At 44.1% G+C, this 15,524-nt stretch carries 17 protein-coding genes and 1 tRNA gene; 14 read left to right on the top strand and 4 right to left on the bottom strand.

The genetic code is table 11. The features are described 5' to 3' along the window. Nucleotides 1-128: 128 nt before the first annotated feature. From glyA to nusB, 6 genes are all read left to right on the top strand, one after another. Nucleotides 129-1,436: a serine hydroxymethyltransferase gene (glyA, locus tag H3V12_RS03770; protein WP_075870798.1), complete on the top strand. Its 1,308-nt coding sequence runs from the start codon at nt 129-131 to the stop codon at nt 1,434-1,436. Between the two features lie 20 nt (nt 1,437-1,456). Continuing rightward, complete coding sequence (gene nrdR, locus H3V12_RS03765) at nt 1,457-1,939, top strand: transcriptional regulator NrdR (protein ID WP_075870797.1); 483 nt, start codon at nt 1,457-1,459, stop codon at nt 1,937-1,939. Beyond that, nucleotides 1,932-3,044, top strand: coding sequence for a bifunctional diaminohydroxyphosphoribosylaminopyrimidine deaminase/5-amino-6-(5-phosphoribosylamino)uracil reductase RibD (ribD, locus tag H3V12_RS03760; protein WP_246787477.1), 1,113 nt, complete (start codon nt 1,932-1,934; stop codon nt 3,042-3,044). Before nrdR ends, ribD begins: the two co-directional genes overlap by 8 nt. Continuing rightward, on the top strand, nt 3,029-3,637 hold the full coding sequence (locus H3V12_RS03755) for a riboflavin synthase (protein WP_198212887.1): 609 nt from the start codon (nt 3,029-3,031) through the stop codon (nt 3,635-3,637). Before ribD ends, H3V12_RS03755 begins: the two co-directional genes overlap by 16 nt. A 195-nt stretch (nt 3,638-3,832) precedes the next feature. Next, nucleotides 3,833-4,288, top strand: coding sequence for a 6,7-dimethyl-8-ribityllumazine synthase (locus H3V12_RS03750; RefSeq protein ID WP_198212885.1), 456 nt, complete (start codon nt 3,833-3,835; stop codon nt 4,286-4,288). Continuing rightward, nucleotides 4,285-4,761, top strand: a complete 477-nt coding sequence (gene nusB / locus H3V12_RS03745; RefSeq protein ID WP_075870794.1) for a transcription antitermination factor NusB — start codon at nt 4,285-4,287, stop codon at nt 4,759-4,761. The genes H3V12_RS03750 and nusB overlap by 4 nt, the downstream gene beginning before the upstream one ends. Nucleotides 4,762-4,913: 152 nt before the next feature. Here nusB and H3V12_RS03740 read toward each other — a convergent pair whose 3' ends face one another. Then, complete coding sequence (locus tag H3V12_RS03740) at nt 4,914-5,357, bottom strand: outer membrane protein assembly factor BamE (protein WP_246713170.1); 444 nt, start codon at nt 5,355-5,357, stop codon at nt 4,914-4,916. A gap of 294 nt (nt 5,358-5,651) precedes the next feature. Between H3V12_RS03740 and H3V12_RS03735 the strand changes: the two genes are divergently transcribed. The 5 genes from H3V12_RS03735 to H3V12_RS03715 all read left to right on the top strand — a co-directional run bounded on the left by H3V12_RS03735 (nt 5,652) and on the right by H3V12_RS03715 (nt 9,527). After that, on the top strand, nt 5,652-6,227 hold the full coding sequence (locus H3V12_RS03735) for a DUF177 domain-containing protein (protein WP_198212883.1): 576 nt from the start codon (nt 5,652-5,654) through the stop codon (nt 6,225-6,227). Nucleotides 6,228-6,363: 136 nt separating this feature from the next. After that, a complete protein-coding gene (plsX, locus tag H3V12_RS03730) occupies nt 6,364-7,422 on the top strand; it encodes a phosphate acyltransferase PlsX (protein WP_198212880.1) in 1,059 nt (352 codons plus the stop codon). 59 nt (nt 7,423-7,481) lie between these two features. Beyond that, nucleotides 7,482-8,456: a beta-ketoacyl-ACP synthase III gene (locus H3V12_RS03725; RefSeq protein WP_075914366.1), complete on the top strand. Its 975-nt coding sequence runs from the start codon at nt 7,482-7,484 to the stop codon at nt 8,454-8,456. Nucleotides 8,457-8,529: 73 nt separating this feature from the next. Continuing rightward, a complete protein-coding gene (locus H3V12_RS03720) occupies nt 8,530-8,841 on the top strand; it encodes an integration host factor subunit alpha (RefSeq protein WP_075870789.1) in 312 nt (103 codons plus the stop codon). Between the two features lie 179 nt (nt 8,842-9,020). Then, entirely contained in the window at nt 9,021-9,527 is a 507-nt protein-coding gene (locus H3V12_RS03715) for a MerR family transcriptional regulator (RefSeq protein ID WP_075870788.1), read from the top strand. Nucleotides 9,528-10,601: 1,074 nt separating this feature from the next. Here the strand turns inward: H3V12_RS03715 and H3V12_RS03710 are convergent. Next, nucleotides 10,602-10,676 (bottom strand) — tRNA-Val (locus H3V12_RS03710). A 104-nt stretch (nt 10,677-10,780) separates the two neighbouring features. After that, nucleotides 10,781-11,143 carry a response regulator gene (locus H3V12_RS03705; protein WP_075870787.1) on the bottom strand — a complete coding sequence of 121 codons (363 nt, stop codon included), beginning with the start codon at nt 11,141-11,143 and terminating at the stop codon, nt 10,781-10,783. A gap of 216 nt (nt 11,144-11,359) precedes the next feature. Between H3V12_RS03705 and H3V12_RS03700 the strand changes: the two genes are divergently transcribed. After that, nucleotides 11,360-12,238, top strand: a complete 879-nt coding sequence (locus H3V12_RS03700) for an N-formylglutamate amidohydrolase (protein WP_198212878.1) — start codon at nt 11,360-11,362, stop codon at nt 12,236-12,238. Between the two features lie 231 nt (nt 12,239-12,469). After that, nucleotides 12,470-13,255 (top strand): inositol monophosphatase family protein, encoded by a 786-nt coding sequence (locus H3V12_RS03695; RefSeq protein WP_198212876.1) that lies wholly within the window; start codon nt 12,470-12,472, stop codon nt 13,253-13,255. Here H3V12_RS03695 and H3V12_RS03690 read toward each other — a convergent pair. After that, nucleotides 13,245-14,165: an alpha/beta hydrolase gene (locus tag H3V12_RS03690; RefSeq protein ID WP_198212874.1), complete on the bottom strand. Its 921-nt coding sequence runs from the start codon at nt 14,163-14,165 to the stop codon at nt 13,245-13,247. The two genes, H3V12_RS03695 and H3V12_RS03690, sit on opposite strands and share 11 nt — an antisense overlap. Before the next feature lie 416 nt (nt 14,166-14,581). Between H3V12_RS03690 and H3V12_RS03685 the strand changes: the two genes are divergently transcribed. Beyond that, nucleotides 14,582-15,100, top strand: coding sequence for an Hsp20 family protein (locus H3V12_RS03685; RefSeq protein ID WP_075870892.1), 519 nt, complete (start codon nt 14,582-14,584; stop codon nt 15,098-15,100). Nucleotides 15,101-15,524: the final 424 nt, after the last annotated feature.

The raw sequence follows: 15,524 nt of genomic DNA, 5'->3' as shown, positions 1-15,524 counted from the left end.
GTTAAAACCGACTTTTTCCTGAAGATTTTTTCTGAGTTGTTGGCTATTCTATTGAAAGCGTTTAACATATCGCAACGCTGTGATAATCAATGAGCGGCTATTTTTTCTTTAATAGGACCTTTTTTCCCATGAGTGACCAACTGGATGCGACGCAAAAGCGTTTTTTTAATGACGATCTTGAAACAACTGATTCTGAAGTTTTTGATGCTATTCGCGGCGAGCTTTCCCGACAGCGTAATGAAATCGAATTGATTGCATCGGAAAATATCGTATCGCGTGCTGTGCTTGAAGCACAAGGATCGGTTCTTACCAATAAATATGCCGAAGGTTATCCGGGGAAACGTTATTATGGCGGTTGCCAATATGTTGATGTTGTGGAAAATTTGGCAATTGAGCGTGCAAAGAAGTTGTTCGGTGCTGCATTTGCGAATGTGCAACCGAATTCTGGCAGCCAAATGAATCAGGCAGTATTTTTTGCGCTGTTGAAACCCGGTGATACTTTCATGGGGCTTGATCTCAATTCCGGCGGGCACTTAACCCACGGCTCACCTGTCAATATGTCCGGCAAGTGGTTTCATGTCGTTTCTTATGGTGTGAGAAGGGATGACCAGCGAATAGATATGGATGAAGTCGCCCGTATCGCCCGCGAAAATAAACCCAAGCTTATACTTGCTGGCGGTACCGCCTATTCCCGTTTTTGGGATTGGAAGCGGTTTCGCGAGATTGCCGATGAAGTTGGTGCTTATCTGATGGTTGATATGGCCCACATCGCAGGTCTTGTGGCCGGAGGTGTTCATCCCTCGCCAGTTCCTTACGCGCATGTTGTCACTTCGACGACCCATAAATCATTGCGCGGCCCACGCGGTGGCATGATTCTGACGAATGACGAAGAGATCGCAAAGAAGATTAATTCGGCTGTCTTCCCCGGTATACAGGGCGGACCGCTTATGCACGTTATTGCCGCGAAAGCTGTCGCATTCGGCGAAGCTTTGCGTCCGTCTTTCAAGACTTACGCAAAAAATGTTGTTGCCAATGCGAAAACATTGTCGGCCCGTTTGATAAAGAATGGCCTTGATATTGTTTCCGGTGGCACCGATAATCATTTAATGCTGGTTGATTTGCGCCCTAAAAATGCGACAGGGAAACGCGCTGAAAGTGCTTTGAGCAGGGCTCATATCACATGTAATAAAAATGGCATTCCGTTTGATCCGGAAAAACCGTTTGTTACATCGGGTGTAAGACTTGGTACACCGGCAGGAACAACACGCGGTTTTGGCGAAAAGGAATTTGATGAAATCGGTGAATTGATTTCGGAAGTTCTTGATGGTTTGAAGGCCGCAAATTCGGATGAGGGAAATGCTGCAGTAGAGGCACATGTACGTGAAAAGGTTCAAGCATTGACTGAACGTTTCCCGCTATATCCTTATCTTGGCTGATTATTTGAACGGAGTAAAAAATGCGGTGTCCTTACTGTCAATCTGAAGATACTCAGGTAAAGGACTCGCGTCCGGCCGAAGATGGTTCGGTTATCCGTCGCCGCCGCATATGTCCCGTATGCGGCGGACGGTTTACTACTTTTGAACGTGTCCAGTTGCGGGAGTTAATGGTTACGAAGAAAAGCGGACGCCATGTCCCCTTTGACCGTGACAAACTGATGCGCTCGGTTGAAGTGGCGTTGCGCAAAAGAAATGTCGACCCTGAACGGGTCGAACGGGCAATATCCGGTATTGTCCGGCAGCTTGAGAGTTCGGGCGAGCCCGAGATACCATCCGAAGAGATAGGGCGCCTCGTCATGGAAGCATTGAAAGGCATTGATGACATCGCCTATATCCGTTTTGCGTCCGTCTATCGCAATTTTCGTAATGCCAGTGATTTTCACGATGTAATTGACGAGCTGTCAGATCGTAATGGCGAAAAAGAAAACACCAATAATGGCTGACGACAATACCGACCGTCGCTTTATGGCCGCGGCCATCCGTCTGGCTCATCGGCATATTGGTGAAACTGCCGAAAATCCTTCCGTCGGTGCACTTATCGTAAGCTGTGACGGCAAAACGATCATAGGTCACGGAGTGACAGCAATTGGCGGCCGGCCACATGCAGAAATGCAAGCGTTACAAATGGCGGGCGAGAATGCACGTGGCAGCACAGTCTATGTGACACTTGAGCCCTGTTCGCATTATGGGAAAACTCCGCCATGTGCAAATGCACTGATAAAAGCTGGCGTCAAACGCGTTGTCATTTCACTTTGTGATCCTGATAAAAGAGTTTCCGGACGCGGCATCAAAATGTTGGAGGATGCCGGCATTATTGTAGGAACAGGGCTGTTGGCGGACTATGCCTTTGAGGGATTAAGCGCTTATTTGGCAAACAGGAAACTTTCCCGCCCTGAAGTAACACTAAAAATGGCAATCTCCGCAGATGCTGGTATCGGGCTTTCTGGCAAACGGAACGTTTCGATCAGCAATGGAATATCGCATTCTGTCAGTCATATAATGCGTGCGGAAAACGACGCTATTATGGTTGGAAGCAACACAGTTATAACGGATGATCCGGAACTTGATTGCCGATTGCCGGGATTGGAAAAACGTTCGCCGGTACGCGTGGTTGTTGATCGGAGGCTTGAAATCGACGTCAACTGTCGAGTGGTTGAAACAGCAAGGCTTTTGCCAACTTGGGTGATTGTCGGAAAACACGCTGATCAAACAAAAATAGCAGCGTTCGAGAAAAAAGGCGTAAATATCTTTGTGTTAGATGACAGCAAAGGCTTGATAGCGCCGAAAGATATTCTTGCGGTCTTGTTTGATAATCATATTTCAAGCATTCTGCTTGAGGGGGGTACTCGACTTGCGTGTACCTTTCTGGATAAGCAGTACGTTGACAAAATTGTCCTTTTCCGTTCAACAATCGAATTGGGCAAGAATAGAATTCCCGCACCGGATTTTGAAAAATATCTCGGTCATTTTGACAAGGTCAACGAGGCCAGATTTGGCGAAGACATATATAACGAATGGAGATACCATCCTCAATGTTTACTGGAATAGTGACAGATATAGGAAAAATAGCCGGGATTGAACCTCTTAACGAAGGTTTACGACTAAAAATCGCGAACCATTACGATATAAACTCGATTGATATCGGAGCTTCTATCGCCTGTTCCGGCATATGTCTGACTGTGGTAGAAAAATCCGAAGACGCAAAAAATATGCAGTGGTTTGCAGTCGAAGCCTGGGAAGAGGCATTAAGGCTCACCAATATTTCAAGCTGGAAAGTCGGCCGGCATATCAATCTCGAACGGTCCTTGAAACTTGGCGACGAAATGGGCGGGCATCTTGTTTCCGGTCATGTTGACGGTTTGGCGGAAATAACCGACATAACCGATGAGGGTGACGCCAGACGTTTCAAACTCGAGACACCTCGGGAATTATCTCCTTTTATAGCGCGTAAAGGGTCGGTTGCACTGGATGGGACGTCGTTGACGGTCAATGCTGTCAAAGACAACATCTTTGATGTTCTGATTATTCGCCATACGCTCAACGTAACAACGTGGGGAGAACGTAAGAGGGGTGATTGTGTCAACCTTGAAATCGATCAGCTTGCGCGTTATGCGGCGCGCCTTTCCGATTTCAACAGGTAAGCTGAAAATAAATATTTTTCACTGCGGCATCTTAAGTCTTCAAATAACGTTCCAATGAAATCATTTTAGGAAAAGCAGCTTTCGCATTTTTGAAAACTGTTCTAAAGGGAATGATATTGGCTCAACCATTATGTTTATAATGGGCTTTGAGGGAAATAGAGTGTCAACCCTATTATTGAGTTATAGGATCAGATTATGACAAAGAAAAATGTGAAGAAGGCTCGTTTACTCATTGTAGAAGCCCGTTTTTATGATGAAATTTCCAACGCCTTGTTGAAAGGTGCAACAGAAACACTGAAAGCGGCAAATGCAGATTTTGATGTTGTAACTGTTCCGGGCGCATTGGAAATTCCGGCTGCGATTGCTTTTGCCGAAAAAAGTGAAAGAAATTATGACGGCTATGTCGCATTGGGATGCGTCATCAGGGGCGAAACATATCATTTCGAGATTGTGTCCAACGAATCATGCCGTGGTATTGCTGATTTGAGCGTGCGCAAGCGGCTGGCTATTGGCAATGGTATTATAACCGTTGAAAACGAGAAACAGGCTTGGGCTCGCGCGCTGCCGGATAAAAAGAATAAAGGTGGTTTTGCTGCCGAGGCAGCGCTACACATGATAGCGCTTAAAGCCAAGTTCGGAGCAAATCATTGAGTAATACTTCTGCCAATAATCATAATGGGTCGCGCCGTGCCAATAAACGTGGCGCGGCACGTTTGGCTGCTGTTCAGGCACTCTATCAGATGGACGTTGCCGGCACTGGAATTTTGGAAATAACATCGGAATACGAGACTTATCGATTAGGACAGGAAGTCGATGGCGAGCAATATCTTGAAGCCGATCCACAATGGTTCCGAGCAATTATAGCAGGTGTATTGGATGAACAACGGCTGCTTGATCCGATGATCCGCCAGCTTTTGCCCGAGGATTGGCCTCTGTCACGTATTGACTCGACTTTGCGTGCTATATTGCGGGCGGGCGCTTGGGAAATAAAAAATCGTAAAGATGTACCGATCGCAGTTGCAATAAGCGAGTATGTGGATATTGCCAAAGCATTTTTCGACGGTGAAGAGCCGAGAATGGTTAATGCTGTTCTCGATAAAATGGCAAAAGAATTGCGCAACTAATTAAGTTGCAAAAGCGGAAATTGCATTAGATATTTAAAAAAAGCTCTATCGAAAGATAGAGCTTTTATTTTTTGTCTGATGTTTTCCGGTCTTCAGTCACTGTAACGAAAGCTTTATTTTTTCATTAAAAACAGCTTCCCGGGCAGGAAATTTTACCTGCCCGTTTGTGGCAATTGCGGCACGCCTTTCGAGCCTTTGATGAGCTGTGACAGGAATGATTGGTCGTGACCACCCGTTGGTGTAGTCTGCGAAATGCTGTCGAAGACCTTTCCATCCTGCAAGCCATAATTTGCAATTCGTTCAACCTGTCCGTTTTTGTTGAAATAGATAGCAAGTATTTTACGATCAACAATTTTGGGCTTCATGAATTGCGCACCGCGATAACGCGTTTGAGAAATATAATAAAAAACTTCGTTGTCATACATCGCGGTCATAGATGGCGAACCAAGAGCAAGTAACACCTGATCGCGACTTGAGCCAACTGGTACAGAAGCAAGTGCCGACTCGTCGAGTACATAGCCTTCGTTATAGGTTTGGCTTGTCTTGAGTAAATCATGAGACTTACAGCCACTCATTGTAATTGCAGTAGCAGCCATTAAACCGATAAGTAACCCATGCTTAGCTCGGGTTTTAATGCGGATCGTGTGAAACAATGACATCTCCATCTAACGCATGGCAGGGAATTATTATTTTTCAATCTTTTTGCCTAAACCACCTTAAAGGCGTTTGCAATAGATTGCATCGCTGCCAAGTTGCAATTATTAACAATGACTGTGTTAAAATGTCTGAACTTTTGATGCGCTTCAAGTGCGGAACTTGGTGCCAAAAGTGGTAAATTGCACGGACAACCGAACCGACAAAGGCAGTCGAATTACAAAACGAGGTGCATTATGCACAATAATGACCACACAAGCGACAATGAACAACATATAATGAAGTTTGCAATCCATTATCCGGTTAATGTCCGTTCACTTCCGGTAAAAGGCGTGCGAATAAAGATCGAAGCTGATGAAAAAGAACGGCTGAAGTTGAAAGAAAATCATGGTCTTTTAGGTGTGGATTCTTTTCGTGCCGATGTTCACATCAGTCCATGGAAAAAACGTGGTGTGCGCGTCAAAGGCAAATTCGAGGCAGAAGTTGTGCAAGCCTGTGTCGTTACGCTTGAACCACTTCACAAGCATGTCGAGGAAGAAGTTGAGTCTGTATTTGTTCCCGAAGGATCAAAGCTTGTAAAATATGAAGAACTTGAAAATTCCGGAGAAGTTTTTGTCGACGCCGAAGGACCGGATACACCGGAAGTATTTCATGGCGACACAATAGATGTAGGTGCATTTCTTGAGGAGTTTTTCGAACTTTCATTAGACCCCTATCCACGAAAAGAAGGGGTTCATGGCGATTACATTGAAGATATGGAAAAAGAAGAGGAGCAGTCGTCACCATTTGCCGTTTTGAAACAATTGAAATGACCAACGCCACCAAAAAAACGATTTTTATAGTTGTATAATGGCTTAAAACCGGTATTTTCGGCTTAAAGTTTCACGAAGCATCGTCCTGAAACGATGCTTTTCTATATAAAATCAGAAACTAATAGGACATTTAAGAGTGATCAGAATTTCTGTGGATGCAATGGGCGGCGATTTCGGCCCGGAGATCACAATTGCCGGAGCAGCAATTGCGCAGAAACGTTTTCCTGAAATACGTTTTATTTTTTACGGTGTTGCAAGTGCAGTAGAACCGGTCTTGAAGCGCTATCCGGAACTTGCTTCCGCTTCGACATTCATTGCAACCGAAACCTATACCCGTATGGACGAAAAACCCAGCCAGGCATTGCGGAACGGCCGTGGAAAATCATCTATGTGGAAAACGATTGAAGCTGTAAAAAACGGTGAGGCAGACGCTTGCGTGTCAGCCGGTAACACCGGTGCGTTGATGGCAATGTCCTATTTTTGTTTAAGAATGATGGAAGAGGCCGATCGTCCCGGTATTGCAGGCGTATGGCCGACATTACGCGGTGAAAGTATTGTCCTTGATATCGGCGCTACAATCGGTGCTTCGTCAGATCAGCTTGTTGATCTTGCTGTGATGGGGGCCGGCATGTTCCGAGCACTCTATAATGTCAAACGTCCAACTGTCGGATTGCTCAATATAGGCGTTGAAGAGGTCAAAGGTCTTGATGAAATCAAGCAAGCAGGCATGATGTTGCGCGAAATCGGGCTGGATGGATTGGAATATAAGGGATTTGTCGAGGGCAACGATATCGGAAAGGGTACTGTGGATGTCGTTGTTACCGAAGGATTTTCTGGGAATATCGCATTGAAGGCGGCAGAGGGGACTGCCCGCCAGATGGCACAGATTTTACGCGTGGCAATGTCGAGTTCGTGGTTGACAAAACTGGGTTACCTTCTTTCGTTAAGTGCTTTCCGTCAGCTTAAACAGAAAATGGATCCGGGGCGCGTGAATGGCGGTGTACTGCTCGGACTTAACGGTGTTGTTATCAAAAGTCATGGCGGAACCGATGCGGATGGGTTTGCTTCTGCTTTACGGGTGGGCTATGAAATGGTTAACAATAAACTTCTCGAGAAAATCGCAGCCGATTTGAGGCATTTTCACGATAAAAAACCCGAGCTTCTTGAGCGTGGCACCCATGCAGGGCATGATTGAGAACGCAATTATACGTATGAACGACTGAATATTGATTCGCTGGTTGAGGATAGAACTGAATGATTCGATCTGCCATATGTGGCATAGGAAGTGCGCTGCCGAAAAAGAAAATGTTAAACAGCGAACTTGAAGGCATTGTCGAGACATCCGATGCATGGATCGTTCAACGGACAGGGATTCGCCAGCGTTATATAGCCGGAAAAGATGAAACAACTGTTTCACTCGGTGCCGCGGCCGCCCGGGCAGCGCTTGATAATGCGGGGCTTACTGTTGCCGATATTGATTGTATAATTCTTGCAACTGCAACGCCTAACCATACATTTCCTGCTTCTGCTGTTGAAATACAGAATGCATTGGGAATGTCGCACGGTTTTGCTTTCGATGTGCAGGCTGTATGTTCAGGCTTCGTTTTTGCAATGACAACTGCCGATCTTTATCTGAAAGGCGGCATGGCAAAGCGAGTTCTTGTAATCGGTGCAGAAACTTTTTCTCGTATCCTAGACTGGAATGACCGTTCAACTTGCGTACTTTTCGGAGACGGGGCAGGGGCCGTTATTCTTGAAGCAGTAGAAAATCAGAGCGGTACCAACAGCGATCGTGGCATCCTTGCATGTAAACAACGTTCTGATGGCGCATATGTCGATAAGCTTTATGTTGATGGTGGCCCGTCGACGACGCAGACAACAGGCCATTTGCGAATGGAGGGACGCGAAGTATTTAAACACGCTGTAGGCATGATCACTGATGTGGTCGATGAGTGCTTTTCCGCAACCGGTATTTCTCCTTCCGAACTCGACTGGTTTGTGCCTCACCAGGCAAATAAACGCATCATTGATGCATCTGCCAAAAAGCTCGGTATTGCGGATCATAAAGTTGTCATTACAGTGGATCAACATGGCAATACATCGGCTGCGTCAGTGCCTTTGGCGCTTGCGGTTGCAGTTAATGATGGTAGAATTAAAAAGGGTGATCTGGTCATGCTAGAGGCGATGGGCGGCGGATTCACATGGGGAGCTATTCTTATCCGCTGGTAACCTTACGGCAACTTGACCGGCAATGAATATTACGTATAAGTTTTTTAGCTTCAATTTTAAGAAGGCGATTGTTATGGCTGGTAACACAGTAACGCGTGCAGATTTGGCAGATGCCGTTTGCAGGAAAGTTGGCCTGTCACGTACAGAGTCGGCTTCGTTGGTTGAAATGATCCTTGATGAAGTTTGTGATGCAATTGTTAAGGGTGAAACTGTAAAATTATCTTCATTTGCAACTTTTCATGTTCGCAATAAAACCGAACGCATTGGCCGTAATCCGAAAACTGGTGAAGAAGTACCGATTTCACCCCGTCGCGTCATGACGTTCAAAGCATCGAATGTTTTGAAAAAAAAGATTTTGGATGGTCACCGTTCAAAGAAGTCCTGACCCGACACTATTGTTTTTCAGTTCTGTGAAAGTGTCTTTTATAAATGGCTGTTCTGTAATAAGAAATAGGTGAATTCACAGAGTTCGCCGAAGCACTTGGCAGCTTAACAGGATTCATTTGGAAGGGTTCAAGTTCAACATCGGGTTAGAGGTCGGTTTTAGTCGGCAAAGGTTAGAAAATGGATAAAAGTCCAGATGCTTTCCGTACAATTAGTGAAGTTGCTGAAGCGTTGGATCTCCCACAACATGTCTTGAGATTTTGGGAAACACGTTTTTCACAAATAAAGCCGTTAAAACGCGGTGGTGGTCGTCGTTATTATCGACCGGCAGACGTTGATTTGCTTAAAGGAATCCGACAACTTTTATATGAGCAAGGCTACACCATAAAGGGTGCACAGCGCTTGTTGAAGGAAAATGGCATTGCCTTTGTCATTGCACTCGGCAATGGCGACATCGCGGCGATTGATGCAATTACGCAGAAAAAAAAGGCCGAAGAAGAAGCCGAGAATACCCCACTGCCGGCAAAGCCGCAGCAATCAAAAGGGTTATTCAGCTTTATGAAATCGGATTCTGATGCTGAAGTGGGCGGAAGTAGCATCGGAAAAGGCAAAGACAATAAAACACTGCTTCAAGAGGCGTTATTCGAATTGATAGAATGTAAGAGAGTTCTTGATCGAGCCCGCTAAGTCAACGAACAAGATAATTTAGTTCATTGTGAGCCGATATTTAATTTATTGTGAGCCGATATATCGAGTATTGCTGTGTTAATCCGTCGCAAGTGTCAACCATGATGACTTGCTGTGGCAGTGAGATGGAGATTGTTTTTTCCTAGCCTTGGCATTTGTTATCGGCTCGATTTTTTCTATTTTTCTCTGTTGATACAATCCGGAGATTGAACAGAAATTGAAAGAGCGGCTTTACGACAATCTTTTCAGCACACAGAATTAAATTTTTGAATGTTAAATATCTCGATGAATCAATAAAATTTTGGGTTCTCTTATTTTGTAAAATTGATATTCAAAGGTTCCCACCCCGTGGATCGTTATCCCGATTCAAAGTGAATTTTTTAAGCTCATCCTACCGGATGTATAGGGATGAGCATAGGCCATTTTTTTAAAACTTAAACCGAACTCGTTGTGCTCTAATGAATGGGGGCAAGATTATTGGTAGTTTTCAACGGCATGGACGGAAAACGAAATTTGTTGATGCATTTCCTTGGAAGCGATTTTAATGATTTTTCAAGGCAAGTTCGCGGAACGGGAAAATTGATCGGCAACGCGGTTATCTTGTTCATGGGGTTCATTTTGTCGCATGCAGGGTGCTGAAATGGGCTCGTTATCCCAATGATTTTCATTTTATAAAAAATGGAGGAACGGTCCGCTTCCCGATTGACATGTTTGTCGCGTTTGAGTGAGAGCTTTCGGTCATTTCACCGGAACTGCGAACAGCGGCGTTCCGGAAACTGTGCCGTAATTGCAAGATGCTTGTTTTAAAGAATCGGTTTTTCAGGGTGTTAATTCCGGTTTTTCTCGAAGCCAAGTTTAATCCGGAATTAAAAGCGAAGTTTCAAACAGTTTTTGTTCAATGAGGCACACCGGAGAAAGGGAGGAACAGATGATCTCATGACCCCATATTGCCTCAAACAGATGCGAAGCATGAGTAAACGGTCTGGCTTTTAACACTCTGACCTATAGGCCGAAATTACCGGAAACCGGATTTAGACGGTCGGTTAAAAATATACCCTTTATTTGGAAAACAGATGGTGGGCGTGACAGGGATTGAACCTGTGACCCCTACAATGTCAATGTAGTGCTCTCCCTCTGAGCTACACGCCCATCTGACGTTGTTGCATACACCACAACAAAACCGTGAGGTCAATGCTTTTTTATAAAAAATAATCTAAAATTTGACGAAAATGATGATTTCAAAAACCGGTCTATCAAGCTGCAATCAACATTTTCTCGACTTCCGAGACAAGTTCGCGCAAATGGAACGGTTTGGACAAAACTTTTGCGTCACGAGGGGTGTTGCTATCGGAATTCAGCGCAACAGCGGCAAATCCGGTAATAAACATAACCCGCAAATCCGGATCAATTTCAGTAGCACGGCGAGCAAGCTCAATGCCATCCATTTCCGGCATAACGATATCGGTCAAGAGAAGTGAGAATGGCTCTTCTTGCAGCCGTTCATAAGCGCTTGCACCGTTATCGAAATCGGTAACTTCGTAACCGGCCCGTTCAAGGGCTTTTGCTAAAAAGCGACGCATGTCATTATCGTCTTCGGCAAGCAAAATACGTTTCATTATAGTGTCCAGCAATTGTTTATAAGAATTTGAACCTTATCTCTCTCTTATTCATACAATAAATCCAGTTGGTAAAAAAAGCGATAAACGCTGTTGGAGCGAGTTTGTTTTATATAATGGTTAATTCGTAGTTGCGAATGACGGGGCAGTCGGTTTACCTTTTTTAATAAATATACGATTGGTTTTAATAAAATTTACGATTGGCAGGTTTTTCAAATGGATTTAATGAGTGTCACAGCGTTCCAATATAGCGAGCCGGCTGAACTCAGAGTTCCGTTTCTGTTCAATTCCCCCCATTCCGGTCGCATATATCCGAAAAGCTTTTTGGAACAATCCGTTCTTGATAATTTCACGATCCGTATTTCTGAAGACAGCTACGTCGACTTGTTATTCAATGGGGTTGTCGGTCTTGGTGCAGCTTTTATGGCAGCAAATTTTCCCCGTGCATTTCTTGACGTCAATCGTGAGCGTTACGAGCTTGATCCCGATATGTTTTTTGAACCTTTACCGGAATCTGTCCCGAAGCCGTCCATGCGGGTTCTGGCGGGTTTGGGAACAATCCCGAAAATCGTAGCGACAGGTGTACAAATATATAATGGCCGAATTCATATTGATGATGCAATGGAGCGGATTGAAAAACTCTATGTTCCTTATCATGACCACCTTGCAGCCAAGCTTGGTACAATGAGAAATCGTTTTGGATTTGCAGTTCTTATCGACTGTCATTCGATGCCCGGAAAGTTGAAGTTTTTTGATGGAGGCGGGCAGCCGGATTTTATTCTGGGTGATCAAAATGGACAATCTTGTGCCAATGCGTTTGTGGAATATGCAGCCGAATGTTTGAGCCGAAAAGGCTATCAGGTCGCTCTTAATCGGCCTTACTCGGGTGGCTTTATTACCACCCATTATGGTCGACCATCCGAAAACATCCATGCTTTGCAGATAGAAATAAACAGAAGCCTGTATCTCGACGAGATTACGCGCGAAGCCAACACTAATTTCGATATATTACAGAGTGATCTGATTGCTTTTTCTGCCGACCTTATGGCCTTTCCTGAACAAGAATTGATGGTTTGTAAAGCCGCAGCGGAATAAATCCGAAGCCGTTGGAATTTGAGAAGTGGTGCTTTTGTTTTCGATTTATGTAAATTTTCTAAAAAAATTGCGGGAAACATATCACCGGATAATAACGCAAAAGACACACGTGATTATAAAAGCTGCTCTGATCGATGATTTTCCGTCTATCTTAAGCATTGAGAATTGGCACAAAAACGGGTTAAATGATTTGCATTGAGTTTTGTTTGAAATCAGGGTGGTCGAAAAAGCATGAGCAATCTTCCGGGGTTCGAATTTTTTAAAAAACTCTCCGATATCGTCGAGCACACTTCGCTCCCCTTTTTTCGACACCCGCTATCGATTGATAACAAAGACCTTAATGGTTTCGACCCCGTCACAATTGCTGATCGTGAAACCGAAATAGCATTAAGAGAATATATTCATCGGGAACGGCCTGATGATGGAATTTTGGGAGAGGAATTTCCAACGCTCGCGGGGCTGAATAACAATTTATGGGTAATTGATCCGATTGACGGGACGCGTTCTTTTATCACAGGTATGCCGACGTGGGGTAGTCTCGTTGGTTTGAAGACGGAAGGTAAGGCCGTTGCCGGTATGATGGCTCAGCCTTTCACACGCGAAATTTATTATAGTTGCGGCAAAGGCGCTTACCTTTACACAGAAAACGACGGGGATCACCGGAAACTATCCGTCAGCAATTGTAAATTACTTGATAAAGCGACAATGATGACGACTGCTCCGGAACTTTTCGACGGGAAAAATCAAAGCCGGTTTCAAAAACTTTCACAGAAAGTCCGTTTAACTCGTTACAGTGCGGATTGTTATGCTTTTGCGATGCTCGCGTCCGGGTTTGTCGACTTAGTGGTCGAGACAGACTTGAAGCCTTATGACATCACCGCGCTCATTCCGATTGTGGAACAAGCGGGCGGAATCATCAGACAATGGAACGGCAAAAAAGCTGAAGATGCCGGCAATATTATCGCTTCAGCAACTCCCGAACTTTTGGAGGCGGCCTTATCAATACTCAATGATTGATTTCATAGGCGTTGGTTCCTGGAATGAACGCGTCAAACAATGCCCAAAACTGTTTTTGGTAATTTTCTTTATCATTTAACAAGTCGTGTCCGGCGCCAATAAGTGTGATTGTATCGGCTAGCCTGACATTATGACAAAAGCGACGGACTTCGCTTGCATCGGTCAATCTGTCATTGTGTCCGGTGACAAACAAAGCGGGAAAACGAAGGTCATTTTTTTCAAGGCGTTCTTTTGCGTAAATTGCAGTGTCAAACACATGGGCAAGCCATCTCCTGTCAAGAACGGCGAAATCCTCTTCCTTATGATCGCCGCTGTCGGAGTAGCCTTTATTAAAGTGGTAACTTTGAAAAATCGATTTCCCTTGTCTCAACTTTATATGTCCGAGCCCGAAATCATTCATCATCTCACTGATCTTGTGTTCAAAACCACCGATCTTATGACCTAAAGGACTGAAGAAAGGTGAAATGCCGAGAAAGCGATTGCATTGGTTGTTGATAATATCAATGCTGGAGATCGCAATAAGACAGCCGATATCATAACCAAGAAAATAATAAGGCGGAGGGCAGTCCGCATAGACAATTTTGTCAAGAAATTCCTCAAGATCACCGATATGCCGGTTAATATCAAATGTGCGTTGAGCAGTTTCGCGCTCTTTTTCGTCGGATGGGATGGAAGCTCCTTGTCCATACCACTCAAACGATGCATAGGAAAAACCACGATCAACAAGTTTGGAAAACAGGTTTTTATACCGCCGCGAACTGTCGGCAATTCCTTGTAGAAAAATAACAGTTCCCTTTTGAAAATTATGTTTTCTTACGTTCTTGACGATGCCTAGACGCCTTTTATCAGACGTTTCCATAAACGACGAAAAGAGGAGAGCAGGTATCTTTTCGACTTTTGACGCGTTCAAGTGCAATTATTCAGGCTTTCTCTGTTACATGATAATTGGTCTATCCATTTAAATTGTAACATTTAAAAAAGCATTTCCTCAAGATTGAGGTATGACGAATAGTTCTAAAAATTGTCCGGTTCGTGAAGAAAAACCATTATGTGACGTCGCAACATGAGTGAAAAGGTGGAGGCGCAACACGTCAAAAGCTGACCTGTTGGTTCGGGAAGCGCAATTGGTAAAAAATGGTTTACTTCAATATTTTTAAAAGATTTTCACTGATGGGTTTTTCGGGATGGGGTTATCTCTTGAAAGATCAGAAAATAATAACCACATAAACTATGCGATCGCCGATACGGGGTCGCTGGTTATATGGGTCTGCCTTGAAGGAGATCGTAATAATCAAACATTCGTCGCTCTGAAGGAGGGCAATTATGATGCGTCAAGTAGATTTTTCACCATTATATCGTTCAACTGTCGGTTTTGACCGCTTGTTCAATATGTTTGATACAATGACACAGCCGGAGAGTGTTCAAGCTTATCCGCCTTACAATATTGAACGGTTGGGCGAAAATTCTTATCGGATTTCCATGGCGGTTGCCGGTTTTTCCGAAGATGAAATAGATATTGAAGCCCAAAGTCACCAACTCACCGTTAAAGGCGAGAAATCTCGTGAAGAAGAGAATGATGAAGGTGATTTTCTCTATCGCGGAATAGCTTCCCGGTCATTTGAACGTCGCTTCCAATTAGCGGATCATGTTGAAGTGGTCGGTGCACAACTACAAAACGGTTTGCTTCACATTGAACTCAAACGGGAAATTCCCGAAGAGATGAAGCCGCGGAAAATTGCGGTGCAGACATCGAAGGCTTCCAATACGAATAAACGTGTACAAAAACACGAAATGTCAAAACATGAAACGCCGAAACATGAGATGGAAGTCGAAGCGGCAGAATAATTATTCCCGAAAATTTATAACTATTGGCGTGGGACGCGCATGGAGGCGTGTCCCACGCTTTTTATTATTTTATATGCTTTTGCAGACTTTTCCACGGCTTTTATTGGCCTGATCATGCCGCTTTAAAAGTTGTGCGTTGTACAATATTTCAGAATATTGTTGTTGGCTTGAACGGTAAATAGAACCGTGAACTACGAGACACTATAGATAACTGTAAAAATTGTAAGACATCAGGGATTGAGTGCAATATTGCACTGATATCATATCGCTCTTAATGAGCGTATAAAAACAAATGAAATCAATAATATTCTCTAACGCAATAAACACAAAAAAAATTTAAAATAGTTGAAATAATATTTCATTTTTGGTTTTTGATGGTTGAAAACTTAGAACCTTTCTGACATAGCTTATAAAAAGTGAAATT

Source organism: Bartonella sp. W8167, from assembly GCF_016100335.1.
Taxonomy (GTDB): domain Bacteria; phylum Pseudomonadota; class Alphaproteobacteria; order Rhizobiales; family Rhizobiaceae; genus Bartonella; species Bartonella apis.
The sequence above is the reverse complement of the archived record's forward strand: the minus strand, read 5'-3'. Positions and strand labels throughout refer to the sequence as shown.